Origin of the sequence: Streptomyces sp. NPDC005303 (genome assembly GCF_040607335.1) — a bacterium.
GTDB lineage: Bacteria > Actinomycetota > Actinomycetes > Streptomycetales > Streptomycetaceae > Streptomyces.
Window position 1 is genome coordinate 467,001 of record NZ_JBEXGM010000002.1, and the last position, 12,800, is coordinate 479,800.

Annotated in this window: 11 protein-coding genes and 1 tRNA gene; 2 read left to right on the forward strand and 10 right to left on the reverse strand. The window is 70.6% G+C overall.

Features of this window, described 5'->3' with window-relative positions:
* The first annotated feature begins 63 nt into the window (after positions 1-63).
* Positions 64-1,611, forward strand: coding sequence for a helix-turn-helix domain-containing protein (locus tag ABZT93_RS06135; protein WP_356099630.1), 1,548 nt, complete (start codon positions 64-66; stop codon positions 1,609-1,611).
* 241 nt (positions 1,612-1,852) lie between these two features.
* On the opposite strand, the gene ABZT93_RS06140 is transcribed toward ABZT93_RS06135, so the two are convergent.
* From ABZT93_RS06140 to ABZT93_RS06160, 5 genes are all read right to left on the reverse strand, one after another.
* Positions 1,853-2,494 (reverse strand): helix-turn-helix domain-containing protein, encoded by a 642-nt coding sequence (locus tag ABZT93_RS06140; protein ID WP_057610834.1) that lies wholly within the window; start codon positions 2,492-2,494, stop codon positions 1,853-1,855.
* A 303-nt stretch (positions 2,495-2,797) separates the two neighbouring features.
* Positions 2,798-4,588, reverse strand: a complete 1,791-nt coding sequence (locus tag ABZT93_RS06145) for a DEAD/DEAH box helicase (protein WP_356099633.1) — start codon at positions 4,586-4,588, stop codon at positions 2,798-2,800.
* Between the two features lie 144 nt (positions 4,589-4,732).
* A complete protein-coding gene (locus tag ABZT93_RS06150; protein WP_356099636.1) occupies positions 4,733-5,116 on the reverse strand; it encodes a type II toxin-antitoxin system death-on-curing family toxin in 384 nt (127 codons plus the stop codon).
* A complete protein-coding gene (locus ABZT93_RS06155; protein ID WP_356099639.1) occupies positions 5,113-5,313 on the reverse strand; it encodes a CopG family transcriptional regulator in 201 nt (66 codons plus the stop codon). Before ABZT93_RS06155 ends, ABZT93_RS06150 begins: the two co-directional genes overlap by 4 nt.
* Before the next feature lie 40 nt (positions 5,314-5,353).
* Entirely contained in the window at positions 5,354-6,811 is a 1,458-nt protein-coding gene (locus ABZT93_RS06160; RefSeq protein WP_356099642.1) for an MFS transporter, read from the reverse strand.
* Between the two features lie 312 nt (positions 6,812-7,123).
* On the opposite strand from ABZT93_RS06160, the gene ABZT93_RS06165 reads away from it, so the two are divergent.
* Positions 7,124-7,198: transfer RNA gene (locus tag ABZT93_RS06165), tRNA-Cys, on the forward strand.
* A 779-nt stretch (positions 7,199-7,977) separates the two neighbouring features.
* Here the strand turns inward: ABZT93_RS06165 and ABZT93_RS06170 are convergent.
* The 5 genes from ABZT93_RS06170 to ABZT93_RS06190 form a co-directional block, all read right to left on the reverse strand.
* A complete protein-coding gene (locus tag ABZT93_RS06170; RefSeq protein ID WP_356099645.1) occupies positions 7,978-9,261 on the reverse strand; it encodes a site-specific integrase in 1,284 nt (427 codons plus the stop codon).
* 85 nt (positions 9,262-9,346) lie between these two features.
* A complete protein-coding gene (locus ABZT93_RS06175) occupies positions 9,347-9,574 on the reverse strand; it encodes an excisionase family DNA-binding protein (protein WP_356099648.1) in 228 nt (75 codons plus the stop codon).
* A gap of 341 nt (positions 9,575-9,915) precedes the next feature.
* Positions 9,916-11,463 (reverse strand): YfjI family protein, encoded by a 1,548-nt coding sequence (locus tag ABZT93_RS06180; RefSeq protein WP_356099805.1) that lies wholly within the window; start codon positions 11,461-11,463, stop codon positions 9,916-9,918.
* An 11-nt stretch (positions 11,464-11,474) separates the two neighbouring features.
* On the reverse strand, positions 11,475-11,798 hold the full coding sequence (locus ABZT93_RS06185; RefSeq protein ID WP_356099650.1) for a hypothetical protein: 324 nt from the start codon (positions 11,796-11,798) through the stop codon (positions 11,475-11,477).
* Positions 11,795-12,712: a bifunctional DNA primase/polymerase gene (locus tag ABZT93_RS06190; RefSeq protein ID WP_356099653.1), complete on the reverse strand. Its 918-nt coding sequence runs from the start codon at positions 12,710-12,712 to the stop codon at positions 11,795-11,797. The genes ABZT93_RS06185 and ABZT93_RS06190 overlap by 4 nt, the downstream gene beginning before the upstream one ends.
* Positions 12,713-12,800 lie beyond the last annotated feature (88 nt).

A 12,800-nucleotide genomic window follows, 5' to 3' on the forward strand; every position in this document is an offset into this window, starting at 1 on the left:
AACCTCCGCATACGTTTTTTGCGGATCGGCCAAATCCAAATCCTCATCCCTGGAGAACCACCTGTGGACGCCTGCACCCTCGGTGACCTCCTGGACGTCGTCGGCGGCACCTCCGTACACCTGCACACCGCTCCCGCCGGGCTCACCGCTCCGGTCACCCAGGTGCTCCTGTACGACGCCCACGCCCCGCTCCCTCCGGCGCCGGGCGCGCTGCTGCTGGCGGTCGGGGTGCGGGCGGCCGCGGCCGGGCCGCTGGCGAGGGCGGCCGCGGAGGCCGGGATGACCGGGCTGGTGGTCCGGGGGCCGGACGGGCCGACGGCCGAGGCACAGACGTACGGTGTGGCGCTGCTGTCCGTCGCCGAGGACATCGCCTGGCACCAGGCGCACCTGCTGCTGGCCTCGGCCATCGGCGCCCGGCCGGTACCGTCCACGGGCGGCCACGGCGACCTCTTCGCCCTCGCCGACGCCATCGCGGCGGCTACCGGCGGGGCCACCGCCGTGGAGGACCCGCGCCGGCGGATCCTCGCCTACTCCACCGTCCCCGGCCAGCCGGTCGACGAGGACCGCCGCCAGGGCATCCTGGGCCTCCAGGTGCCGGCCGACGTGGAGAACACCGAGCAGTACCGGGAGCTGTTCGCGGCCGCCGGACCGCTTCGGCTGCCCGCGCTGCGGGACGGGGTCCTGCCGCGCCTCGCGGTCGCCGTCCGGGCCGGCGGGGAGACCCTCGGCTCGGTGTGGGTCGTCGACGACGGCACGCTCGCCGCGGACGCGGAGGAGACCCTCGCCCAGGGGGCGTCGACGGCGGCCCTGCTGCTTCTGCGGGCGCGGGCGGCCCAGGAGCTGGCCCGGCACCAGAGCAGTGACCTGCTGCGGCGGGTACTGGACGGCACGGCGGACGCGGCGGCGTCCGCCGTGCGGCTGGGAGCCGAGGGACCGGTGCGGGTCGCCGCCTTCGTCCTGGACGCGGCCGGCCTCCCGGACGCCGGACAGACCGGGCTGCGGCTGCTGGACGTCGTACGGCTGCAGTGCGAGGCGCGGTACGGGCGGCAGGCGTGTGTGCTGCTCGACGGGGTGGTGTACGCGCTGCTGCCCGCGCCCGGGGTTCGCCACAAGCGGTTGGCGCAGGACATCGTGGCGCGGGCCGGGCAGGCGCTCAGGGTGCCGGTGCGGGCGGGGCTGGGCGAGGTGGTGGCGGGGCTCGGGGAGGTGGCCGGGTCGCGGGCGGACGCCGACCTGGTGCTGCGGGTGCTCGGACCCTCGCTGCCGGTGGCGACCGTCGACGAGGTACGGCCGCGCGTGACGCTGCTGCGGCTTGCCGAAGTGCTCCGCGAAAAACGGGAGTTGACTGCGGGGTCCTGGCGGCGGGTGCTGTCGTACGACGCCGAGCACGGCACCGACCACGCCCGCACGCTGGTCTGTTGGTTCGACGCGGGCTGCGACGTGGCGGAGGCGGCGAGGCTGCTCGCCGTACATCCGAACACCTGCCGCTACCGGCTGAAACAGGTGCGGCGCCACCTCGGGATCGACCTGGACGACCCCGACGAACGCCTGGTGCTGTGGCTCCAGTTGAGGGTACTGGCGGGACTCGGACCTGGCCCGGCTGACGCTTGAGACCACGAGAGCATGCGGACACGTGGGCCTGTCGGCATGCTCGTGGACCTGCCGGCCGACGGCGACCGCCGGATCGGTGCGTGGGCCGGCGGCCTGTGGCGACTGCCGGTTCAGTCCGCGCACATGTCGGCCGACGGCGACCGCACCTACCCAGGGGCGCGGGGAACTGCGCGACCAGCCCCCACCGGCCCCGCAGCCGACGACGAAGCCGACGTAGCCGAGGTGAGGGAAGCCGCACAGCTCAGCGCAGCGCCTCCGCGACCTCCCGCGCCGCGTCCACCACCCGCGGCCCCACCCGCTCCGGCACCGCGTCCGCCAGCATCACGACCCCGACACTGCCCTCGACCCCGGTGACCCCGAGCAGCGGAGCGGCCGCCCCGCTGGCGCCGGCCTCCAGCTCCCCGTGCGTCAGCATGTAACCCGGCTCCCCGAACCCCTGCTGCCGAGCCGCGAGAATCGCCCGCCCCGCGGCGCCGCGGTCCAGCGGATGCCGGAACCCGGCCCGATAGGCCACGTGATAGTCCGTCCACGTGGGCTCCACGACGGCCACGGCCAGCGCGTCCGCCCCGTCCACCAGGGTGAGGTGGGCCGTCGCCCCGATGTCCTCCGCCAGCGAGCGCAGCGCGGGCAGCGCGGCCTCCCGTACCAGTGGATGCACCTGGCGTCCGAGCCGCAGCACCCCGAGCCCCACCCGGGCCCGCCCGCCGAGATCACGCCGTACGAGGGCGTGCTGCTCCAGCGTGGCCAGCAACCGGTACACCACGGTCCGGTTCACGCCCAGTTTGTTGGAAAGCTCGGTGACGGTGAGCCCGTGGTCCGTGTCGGCCAGGAGCTTGAGGACACGCAGTCCCCGGTCAAGCGTCTGAGAGGTCTCCGCGGTCACGACGCCCACTCCTCCAAGTGGTGAGGTCGGCAACCTCCGAGCGGCGGTGCGTCACCGAGTCCCGTCGGCGACGCGCTACAGAGGCCGCCGATCGGCCGGCGACCCGGTCTGTTTCCGGGCCGCGTCGCTTCACGGCTGCGCTCCGCGGCGGCGCTGCCACGGGGCGTGTGCGTAGCGGGACAGTAGCGAAGCGGGTTCGCTCAGCGGAAGCCTCCGTCCAGAATCCGGGCAACAGCCGGTACGGACCACTCCGTTTGTCCTGATACGTACAGTCCGTCGCCGCAGCACGACAGGCGCCCCGCGTCACCGCATCCGGGTGGCCCACTCCTGCACCTTGGCGATCCGCTGCCGCAGCTGCCCGGCCGTGGCCTCGGCACTCGGCGGCCCGCCGCACACCCGGCGCAGCTCGGTGTGGATCACACCGTGGGGCTTGCCGCTCTGGTGGACGTAGGCACTCACCATCGTGTTGAGCTGCTTGCGCAACTCCATCATCTCCTTGTGCGAGACGACGGGCCGCCGTTCGGCGGGCAGTTCGAGCAGGTCCGCCTCGGAGTCCGGCTTCTTGCGGCTGTGCGCGATCTGCCGGGCCTGCCGCTTCTGCAGCAGCATCTGCACCTGGTCGGGCTCGAGCAGCCCCGGAATGCCGAGGTAGTCCTGCTCCTCCTCGCTCCCCGGGTGCGCCTGCATGCCGAACTCGGCACCGTCGTACAGCACCCGGTCGAAGACGGCCTCGGACTCCAGCGCCTCGAAGGCGAACTGCTCCTGCTCACCGGTGTCCTCGTCCTCCTCCTTGTTCGCCTCCTCCATCTCCTTCTCGGACTCGGCGTACGGGTCCTCCTCGCCGTCCTTCTTCGGCTTGTCGAGGGCGTGGTCGCGCTCGACCTCCATCTCGTTGGCGAAGGTGAGGAGGTCCGGCACGGTCGGGAGGAACACGGACGCGGTCTCGCCGCGCCGCCGGGACCGTACGAAACGGCCGACGGCCTGGGCGAAGAAGAGGGGCGTGGAGATGGTGGTGGCGTACACCCCCACCGCCAGCCGGGGGACGTCGACGCCCTCCGACACCATCCGCACCGCGACCATCCACCGGTCGTTGCTCTCGCTGAAGTCGTCGATCCTCTTCGAGGCGCCGGCGTCGTCGGACAGGACGAGGGTCGCCTTGTTGCCGGTGATCTCGCGGATCAGCTTGGCGTAGGCGCGCGCGGAGTCCTGGTCGGAGGCGATGACGAGGGCACCGGCGTCCGGGATGGCCTTCCTGACCTCGGTCAGCCGCTGGTCGGCGGCGCGCAGCACGCTCGGCATCCACTCACCGCGCGGATCGAGCGCCGTACGCCAGGCCTGGCTGATCGCGTCCTTGGTCATGGGCTCGCCGAGCCGGGCGGCGATCTCGTCACCGGCCTTCGTCCGCCACCGCATCTGCCCGCTGTAGGACAGGAAGATGACGGGCCGCACGACGTGGTCGGCCAGCGCGTTCCCGTACCCGTAGGTGTAGTCGGCGGCCGACCTGCGGATGCCGTCGTTGCCCTCCTCGTACGTGACGAAGGGGATCGGGTTGGTGTCGGACCGGAAGGGCGTACCGGTGAGCGCGAGCCTGCGGGTGGCGGGCTCGAAGGCCTCCAGACACGCCTCACCCCAGGACTTGGAGTCACCGGCGTGGTGGATCTCGTCGAGGATGACGAGGGTCTTGCGCTGCTCGACGCGGTTGCGATGGAGCATGGGGCGTACGCCGACACCCGCGTAGGTGACGGCGACCCCGTGGTAGTCCTTGCCGAGCGGCCCGGCGCTGTACTCGGGATCGAGCTTGATCCCTATCCGCGCCGCCGCCTCGGCCCACTGCTTCTTCAGATGCTCGGTCGGCGCGACGACCGTCACCTGCTGCACGACATGGTGGTGCAGCAGCCAGGAGGCGAGGGTGAGGGCGAAGGTCGTCTTGCCCGCGCCCGGGGTCGCGACGGCCAGGAAGTCACGCGGCTGCTCCTGGACATACTTGTCCAACGCCCCTTGCTGCCAGGCACGCAGCTTGCTGGCGGTACCCCAGGGGGCCCTGCCGGGGAAGGCGGGGGAAAGATGGTGCGAGGAGGCGGCGGTGGTAGTCACGGTCTCCGTACGGGGTCGAGCGGCTCGGCGGTTTCTGCGGCGTCGTCTTCGGCGGTGTATGACGACCGGGTCACCTTACCGGCGCCCCGGTCGGGTCAACGCGCGGACGGGGCCGGGGCGGGCGGGGGTGGGACGGAGGTCACATCACCGCTCGACCAGGTCTCGCAGCGCCTCGGAGATGACCTTGACCTCGTCCAGGTTGCCGGTCGCTACAGCGATAACCAGTCGCTCGGCCGCGTCGATGTCTGGCCGTAGCTGGACATCGTTCATCGCCAGGAAGACCACACAGGACACCCAGGCCGTGCGCTCGTTCCCGTCGAGGAAGGGGTGGTTGATCGCCAGCGACTGCAGCAGTGCCGCCGCCTTTTCGAACAGATCGACGTACGCCTCCTGTCCGAACATCGAGGCGGAGGGGCGATGGACGGCCGACTCCAGCAGGCCCGCGTCACGAACGACGACGTCCTGATCATCGACAGCATGCTCGGCGATGGCCAGGACGTCCTCGGCGGACAGGTAGACACAGGTCACTTGAGCCGCTCCAGCAGTTCGGCCCACTTGACGGTCTGCTCCTTCGCAGCCTTGCGGACCAGAGCCTCTTGCGCCGTCCTGGCCAGGTAATCGTCCACGGCTCGCAGCAGTATGGCGTGCATGCTGGTGCCCTCCTCCTCGGCGCGCAGCTTCAGGGCTTCGGTCTGGTCGTCACGAAGACGCAGGTTCATGGCCATACCAGAACGGTACCGCCTGCTGGTGTCAAAGTGGTACCACTCATGAGTGCGAGGACCGCAGCCGGGTCGTCACCCACGCCCCCACCAACGCCACCCCCGCCATCGGCAGGAACACCACGGCGAACGCGGCAGGATGCGGTGAGCCGGATGCCCCGCTCGCCACATGACTCACCGTCCCCCCGCCCAGCGCCGCGAAGGCCGCACCGCCCGCCGCCAACAGGACGGCGTTCGCCAGACCGTCGGAGATCTGGAGGGCGGCGGAATTGCTGCCGGCCTCCTCCGGGGCGGACAGATGCAGCAGGAGCACGCTGGTGGAGGAGATCACCAGCCCCATCCCGAAACAGCCGAAGCCCCAGGCCACGGCGACCGTCCAGACGGGCACGGAGGGGATCAGCACACTCGGCGCGGCGGCGATCGCGGCCGCGACCACCACCATCCCCACGGTCATCAGCCGCTCCCGGTACGGCTCCACGCGCGCCCGCGACTGCACCCACGACCCCAGCGCCCACGTACCCCCGCCCGCCGCGAGTGAGAACCCGGCCAGCGTCGGCGACAGCCCCCGCTGGGTGACCAGCATCAACGGCACGAAGGACTCGGCGGCGACGAAGGACCCCGCGGCGACCCCGCGCAACAGCACGACGGAGGGCAGACCGCGTGCCGCCCGGTACGTGCCGCGCGGGAGCAGTCCGAGCACGGCCGGGGCGAGCAGGGCCACGCCCGCGAGGCCGGGGAGCAGGGAGAGGGGACGCAGATCCTGGGCGGCGTACTGGAGCAGCCCGGCGCCGAGGGAGATCCCGAGGGCGAGCCGGATGCGGCGCCGGTCGAACGAGCCCTGCGCGTGGTCGTCGCCGACCGGCCCGGCCGCCCGCCGCCGTATCTGCGGAAGGGCCAGCACCAGCGGAAAGACCACCAGCACCGGAATCCCGACGAACACCCACCGCCAGCCGAGGTGCTCGGTCACCGCACCTGCCGCGAGCGGCCCCACGATGGACGGGACCACCCAGCCCGCCGCGAACGCCGCCATGATCGCGGGCCGCAGCCGCTCCGGATAGGCCCGCCCCACGACGACGTACAGCGCCACGATGACCAGCCCGCCCCCGAACCCCTGCACGGCCCGCCCGAGAATGAACAGCCACATCGCACCGGCGGTCCCGGACAACAGCAACCCGGCGGCGAACGCGGCGATCCCCCCGCTCAACGCCCCCAGCGGCCCCCGCCGATCCGCCCACTGACCGGCGAGCACCATGCCGAACAGGCTGGTGGTGAAGTACCCGGAGAACGCGAACGCGTACAGCGCGACCCCGTCCAACTCCCGTGCGGCGACCGGCATCGCGGTCCCCACGGCGGTCGCCTCGAAGGCGATGAGCAGCACGACGGACACGATGCCGATGCTCAGCGCCCGGTACGAACGCCCCAGTACCCCCTCCCCCGACTCGCTGACGGACAGGACCTCAGGTTCGTCGGTGACACCGGCGTCACGCGGTTCCAGCACTGCCATGCCCGCCAGAGTAAGGGCCACAGCCCCCGTTGACCCCTGTCGAAAGCCCGCCCGGCCCTGAGACCTTGGTCGTACGACCCCCACGGGTCCCGTCCCGTTCATGAACGGCGTATGGCAGTCCCGTTGCAGCCCCCACGCCTCCCTTGAACCACTTCCCACAGCCCCCTACGGTCAAGTCACCGGTTCACCCCGGCCGTGTGCCCGAGTGGCTCAGGGACTCGCCCGCGCTGCATCCATCAGCGAGCTCCGCTCGCGGGGAGTTACGCGGGTCCGATCCCCGCCACGGCAGGAGACACGACCGAACCCGGTGACGGCCGTGTGCCCGAGTGGCTCAGGGACTCGCCTGCAAAGCGAGTTACGCGGGTTCGATTCCCGCCACGGCCTCCAGTGCCTGACCAGGCAAAACGAAAGGGCGGCACTCTCCGGAGAGTGCCGCCCTTCGGTCGTCCGTCTCAATTCCCGTCTCAGTTGGATGAAACGTGAGCGCTATCACCCGGCTCAGCGACTGCGGCTATGGACCGGTTCACGGCGGTCAAGAACGCGTCGTGAGCCTCCACTAGCTGACTACGCAACGCTTCTTGTCGCGCACGGGTCTCAGTTACAGCCTGGTCATCTTCCGCCAGGAATGCGCTCCGCCACTCCAACATCGCGTCGAAGTGGTCTTGCTGCACCCTCTGAATCTGTAACGCTGCTTGACGCAGTGCGTCAGGCCCAAGCAACCGGATCTGGAAGTAGGCCTTCAAGAGAGCCGACGTGGCAGGCCCCATGTTCCCCAGTTCCGAGGCACCGATGCTGCCTTGGTCTCCGTCCAACAGTCGACTGTAGGTTCCGGCAGCTCTGGCGTACTCGTCGTAGAGCGCTAGGTAGTCTCGGCAAGCCTCCAAGCGCCGCTCTCGCAGCCAATGCAGGTGCTCTGCGGCAGCCTGATCCTGGACCTGCCTGGCTGTAGCCCTCGCTGCCGTCTCAGCTCCGATTCGCGCCCCGCGTGCTGCCGCGAGGCCACCGATCGCCGCTCCACCAATCGCTCCTATGAGTCCAACGCCCGCAGTTGCCAGGGCCACAATGCCTTGATCCATGGGTGAAGGATCCGATGCGGGCTTCCGGCATGGTGGAACTTCAGGAAACCTGAGGGGGCAGTCCCTGACGGACTGCCCCCTCAGCTCCTGTCAGTTGCCCGGTACGAGGGCCCCGGCGGCCCCGTCGTCGTCATCGGTCGGCCGGTCCGTCTCGGGCTTCCAGATCAGGCCGTCCACCTGCTTCGCAATGTCCGTCCGCACGGCATCGACCATGTGCTGATACCTCGCGGCCATGGCCGTGGTGGACCACCCCATGAGGCCCATGACGGCCCGCTCGGGAACACCGAGGATGAGTAGGACCGTGGCGGCCGTGTGGCGCGCGTCGTGCAGCCGACCGTCCCGCACCTTGGCCTCAGCCAAGAGGTCTTTCCACTCTGTCCAGTCCCGACGGTGGGACGGGCTACGGCCGTGCTCATCAGGGAAGACCAGCCCGTTCTCCTCCCACTGCTTACCGGCCGCTTCCTTCTCGGCTTCCTGCGCCTTGAGGTGCGCCCGGAGTAGGTCAACGAGCTGTTCGGGGAGGCCGACTGCGCGGCGGCCGGCGCGCGACTTGGTGACGGTCAACTCCGGGTTGGTCCGCCGCTTCTGCGGGCAGTACCCGGCGGCCTTGCGTCCGCAGGGCTCGGAGCACCCGTGGGCGTACTGCGGACGGTGGCGACTACGGCGGACCATGAGGAACCCGCCGTCAAGGTCCACGTCCACCCATTGCAACCCCAGCACCTCCCCCTGCCGCAGACCGAGCGCGAGGGCGACGGCCCACCGTGCCGAGTTGCGGTGCTGGTCAGCGGCCTTCAACAGCCGCTGTACCTCTTGGACGGTGTAGGGCTCTACCTCGTGATCACCCGTCTTCGGTGCCTTGGCCAACAGCACCGGGTTCTTACCGAGATGCCCCCGCCGTACAGCCTCGTTGAGCGCGGCGCGGAAGGTCCGGTGCACCTGGTGAGCGGTCGCGGGCTTGCTGCCGTTGGCCTGCATCTTGGCGTAGAACACCTCAATGTGCTCGGGCTTCAGCCTGTCGAGACGGTGAGCGCCCAAGCCGGGAATCAGGTGCTTCCGCACCGCCACGCCGTACCCGACCATCGTGTTGTCGTTCACGGCGAGGGGCGCGACGTTCTCAATCCAGTGGGTCAGCCACGCCTTGACCGTCCACGCCTTGCCGGGCTTCCGTACAGTCTTGGCGTCCCGCTGCTTCTCCAGCTCTCGGACGGCCTCCGCTACCTCGGTCTTGGTCTTGCGCTCGACATGGCGGCGGTCCGGCGTGCCGTCGTCGCGAACGCCCACAGTGACGCGGCCGTGCCATTTGCCGTCCTTACCGAAGTAGATCGAGCTTCGGCCGTTCGGCTGTCGAGTGCGCTTCTTCTTGTCCTCTGCCACAGGCAGGCTCCTGTTTCTTGCGTGTCGGGATGGAGCCGGGGCGGCGGGCTGTCCTGTCCGGGAGTGCCGCCGCCCACGGGCGTCGTCAAGCGGCGCGTTGGGCGGTGCGGAGACGAGTCGCGTATGCGGCCGGCGCGTCGACCGGGACCCGGCGAAGTCCACCGACCATGACGGACTCCAGTTCTCCGGTGCGGATAAGCCCGAAGCACGTGGTCCGGCCGATGCGAAGGCGACGGGCGGCCTCTTTGACGGTGAGGAAGACGAGGGTCGGGTCGTCGTCGGCGGGGATCTCGGGGCTGTCGTGTTCGTCCACGGCTCACTCCTGTGAGGCTGGTTTCAGGGGCAGGTGCCGCCGCACAAACCGCAAAATCCGCAGAAATACCGGGGAGGGGTGCTGACCTGCGGTTTTGCGGTGTGCGGGTGGTGGTGGGTGGTGCTCCGCAGAAACCCGCGATATTCCGCAAAAATCAGGGGCGGGCGTCGGCCGGTCCCCCGGGGTGGGGGTGGTGCTCGGTTTTTTGCGGAATATCGCGGGATTGTGCGATGGGCCCCCTTGCCGGTGCGGGCGGGAGTCCCGTCGCAGGTCAGCGGGGTGGCCGGGCTTTTCTGCGGATTTTGCGGTTTGTGCGGGAGGGGTTGTGCGCGCCGACCGGGTCACCGACCGCCTTGTCGTAGGGCGGGGTGGACCAGGATGCGGAGTGCCGGGGGGCGTCCGCGCTTGCCGGTGCGCTCGGGCTGGTAGGACCGGAGGTATCCGTGGTCTTCCAGCAGGGCGAGGGCGGGTTCGAGGTCGGCGACGGTGGGGACCTCGCTGCGGGACAGGGCGGTGAAGACGTCCCGTCGGCTGACGTCCTCCCACTGGTTGTCCCTGAGCGCTTCGAGGACGCTGCGGGCCCGACCCTGTACCGGGTCGGCGCCCATGGCGTCGAAGACGGCGAGGGCGTGGGCGGTGTAGTACTCCCCCAGCTCGATGGCCGCGTTCATGGTCGCTTCGGTGACCGGATGGGCGTAGCCGTTGCCGCCGTGTTCGGCGAGGTGCAGTAGCGCGGCCATGCGGGCGGTCGCGCCTACGAGTTTCCCGGCCCAGTCGTTGATGTGACCCAGCGTCCCGCCGCGCTCTTTGAGCCGCGGTTCGACCCGTTGTTGATAGGCGATCAGGGCCGCGTCTGCCTCGGGGGTGAGTTGGATGACGGCGGGGTCGGTCCAGTCCGCGAGGGATAGCGTGAGGTCAATGACCCTCGCGGCATAGGTGGCGGCCGTCTGCTCGGGGACCGGGTCGGTGATGACCTTCCGCTCGCCAACCGTCGACACGGGCAGGGAGTACAGGAAGCGGCCCAACAGGCCGCGCCCCTTGCCGCCCTTGATCTTCCCCATGTCGACCAGCACGTCGGGCTGCACGGCCAGTCCCATGGTCAGGGCGGGGGCGTCCACGTACTCACGGCGGGTCTGCCGGTTGACCCGCAGGCGGCCCCCGGCATGGCCTTTGAGGAAGACCTCCATGTTGGGAGCTCCCGAGTAGCGGCCCGCGATGATGTCGAAGATGCCGCCCTCATCGCTCATCACCGACAACCGGCCGCCCTGTTCGGCGATGAGCGAGGTGACCGTCTCCGGTGTGGAGTCGTCGGCGAGCAACAGGGGTTCGGCCGGGACGGTGAGCGTGTCGGCGGTCTGCGCGAGGCCGATGGCGGTGGCCACCATCTCATCGCGCTTGTCGCCGTCGGCGGACGCGGCCTTGGCGGTGGCCTTGTCCGCCGCTTCCTTGGCCAACCGCGCCGTCAGCTCAGCTTCCACGATGACCGGCTTCATGGCTGCCTTGAGTTGCTTTTCCGCCTCATAGAGCGGGTTGGTCAGCAGAGAGAAGACGGCGGACTTGCGGTTGCCGGGCGGGAGCGCGACCACGGTGTAGAGGTTGGTCGGCTCACGCCAGTTGCCGCGCACGTGGACCACCGACCGGCCGCCGGCCGCCGTCGCGAGGACGGCGAGGGCGACCGAACCGCCAAGGTCCACCGGGGTCTGCGTCTCTTCCGCGACGGCCGTCACGAACTCCCCCAGCCAGGTGGGGAAGACGTGGGCCGGGAACGCGGGACGCTCGCGGCGGCCGGTGAGGGGAATGGGGTCCTCCCACACGTCCGGGGCCGCGTCGTCCTCGCCGGGCGGGTCTTCCAAGGTGGGCAGTCCGACCCATAGGTCGGGGCAGTCCACAGGCTGTGGAGTCATGAGACGGCCCTCCCTTCGGCGGTGGTGGTGTGGGGGCAGACGCCGACGATGACGCGGGCGGTCAGCCTGGTGACAGCGGCACGGCCCCGGGCGCGTTCGTGCTCCCCGCAGGCGCACAGCCAGTCCGCGACGGGGATGCCCTCGCACTGGATGTGGAGACCCGGGGTGATGCCGGTGACGGTGACCGTCTGCGGGTCAGAACGAACGGCAGAAAGGACGCCCTTGCGGGCGGCGACCTTCGGTTCGCCCACCGGCGGCCGTGGCGAGCCCTGTACGGCGCCCTGAGGGCCGTTCGCGGGGGTTCGGGATGCTTTGTTCATGCCGCGCGCTCCATAGCCGCCTCAAGGCCGTTGGCGACCGCGCGCCGCGCGTACGCCTCCGGGACGCCCACGGAGACGGCAGCGGTCACGATCTCCTCGCCGATCGCGGCGAGGCCGCACGGTCCCGGGCAGGCGGTGTGTTGTGCGGCGAGGAACCGGGCGACGCCGAACGCCTGTGATCCGGCGCCGGATTCGGTGCGCGAGCGTACGAGGGCGAGGCCGCGTTCGAGGCCAGTACGGACGTAGCGGTCGGTGTGGCGGCACCCGGCGGCAACGTCCGGCGACCACGGGGCGCGGGCGGGGAAAGAAGAGGCCACCCCGCGCCGGGCGGGGGTGGTGTCTTCCTTCACGACCAGGGCGCGCACGGCGGCCGTCAAAGGCACCATGCGGCCGGTCCCGGGACCGAGCCAACGGGCGTACTGTGTCAGCGACTTGACGTCGACACCCGGCCGGACCGCATTCGCCGACGGCATGACGCCTTGGTAGATCCAGTGCTCACCGCGCGTCGTCAGCACGGTGCGGGTCAGGGGCAGGGCCGCGCGGGCCCAGTCGACGGCCGCCGCATTGTCCAGGTCCACGACCGTCAGCCCGGCCCCTCCGGGGTGGTAGGCGATCGCGACCGCCTCACGCCACACCGCCGCCCACACGGGCGAGGTGATCACGTGCGGGTCGGTGGTGGCGGCGGCCCACGCGTGGCACGGCGCGGGGCACCGGCAGGGACCGGCCGCCTTCATGTGGGGCCGCCCGCCGCACGCGTTGTCCTTGCAGGTGCGGCAGTTGCCGAACGGGACCTTCCCTTCCCGCAGGGGCAGGACCGGCACGCCAGCCGCCGCAAGGGCGAGGGCGGTGTGCAGGTGGCTCCCGTCCGGGTGATTCCCGTCGACGGGGCGCCGGGTCGTGCCGTCAGGTGTCATGCTGTTGGTCTCCTGTTCTGCTACGTCGGGATACGGAGACCGTGGGCGGCGGGCTGTCCTTGTCCGGGAGTGCCGCCGCCCACGGGCG

What these genes read in the sequence shown, in the direction of transcription:
- ABZT93_RS06160 (WP_356099642.1), bottom strand. Translation starts at nt 6,811, where the DNA reads ATGGCAGTGCTGGAACCGCGTGACGCCGGTGTCACCGACGAACCTGAG.
- ABZT93_RS06155 (WP_356099639.1), bottom strand. Translation starts at nt 5,313, where the DNA reads ATGGCCATGAACCTGCGTCTTCGTGACGACCAGACCGAAGCCCTGAAG.
- ABZT93_RS06185 (WP_356099650.1), bottom strand. Translation starts at nt 11,798, where the DNA reads ATGAACAAAGCATCCCGAACCCCCGCGAACGGCCCTCAGGGCGCCGTA.
- ABZT93_RS06190 (WP_356099653.1), bottom strand. Translation starts at nt 12,712, where the DNA reads ATGACACCTGACGGCACGACCCGGCGCCCCGTCGACGGGAATCACCCG.